Source organism: Desulfogranum marinum, from assembly GCF_016918565.1.
Classification (GTDB): Bacteria; Desulfobacterota; Desulfobulbia; order Desulfobulbales; family Desulfobulbaceae; genus Desulfogranum; species Desulfogranum marinum.
In genome coordinates this window covers 1-1,072 of the sequence record NZ_JAFFQD010000137.1, presented here as the reverse complement: position 1 = coordinate 1,072, position 1,072 = coordinate 1, and the positions used below count along the sequence as shown (strand labels likewise).

At 44.0% G+C, this 1,072-nt stretch carries 1 protein-coding gene; it reads left to right on the top strand.

Going from position 1 to position 1,072, the window contains the following annotated elements; all coding sequences use genetic code 11:
- The first annotated feature begins 394 nt into the window (after positions 1-394).
- Positions 395-841: a hypothetical protein gene (locus tag JWH17_RS23210; protein WP_205225081.1), complete on the top strand. Its 447-nt coding sequence runs from the start codon at positions 395-397 to the stop codon at positions 839-841.
- The last annotated feature ends 231 nt before the right edge of the window (positions 842-1,072 follow it).

Here is a 1,072-nt window from a genome sequence, read left to right as displayed (position 1 = left end):
CCGGTGACAATAATATGAACAGATCGAAGTAGCAGGCACGTAGTAGCCGCGTGCGGCGAGGCGTCAAATGAAAGACGAGCTATGGGAGTCTCTGTTTTTGTATTAGAGGAGCCGGTCTACTCGACCTCTGGATACCTTTTTTAGAGAGAAAACTAAGCTTTTAAATTCATGATAGTAGGTTTCTTTTTATCCAGTAAATAATGAATGATAAAGAGTTAGCGTATCAATTAACTGCCTGAATTTGTGTCAGAGTCATTTCTGACACTATGTAGATAAAGAGAAACTACTTACCAACTTGTTGGGGCCTTAGCATCTACTCCGTGATAGGCATCAACCCTTACCCCAACCAAAACGCTTAACCTGATAAAAACAGGTTAGCGGGCCAGGAAAAACAATGAAAATATCATTACTAACAAGGCTCAAATGCTTATTCGTCAGGGATAAGTTTGAGTTCTGGTTTAACGAATTTACCGACGAAGAAACGCGTCTAAAAAACATGGATGCTTGGGAATTAGCATCAGTAATTGAAGATGCCAATAATAATGCTGAGTCCCAAAAACACCGAATTGTCGCGGAACATTTGCTCAATGTGCGCCTAGCCAAAATATCCACTAAGCCAATGTATTTCCAGGTCATAGGGGGCTTCGTATGTGCCATCCTTGGAGCGTTACTAAGTGCCAGTCTCGAAAAACAACCAGACCCTGCGGAGTACGTATGCCGCTGTGAAACCGTGGATTATCATGAACCCCAAATAAGTGGGTCCATACCATGCACTGCTAAAGTCGGCAATTTTGTCATGCAATACACACAATTCAACGGCAAGCAGCCAGATAGCTATTGAAAGCCATATGTTTATTACTGGAATCGACATCCCTAATCCTCAAAATAAGTTTATCCCAATCGGGTAGCCGGGGGATTCTCTCCCCCAGCCCCCACACCACCTAGCCCGACTTTCGCAATTCGCGACCATGTGGACGTGTAACTTGCTGTTTTTCCATAATCGACAATTTTAGGTCGGCACTACACGGCTTTTTTACAGGCCGCTTTGTCTGCTGCAATCCGTGGCGGAGGT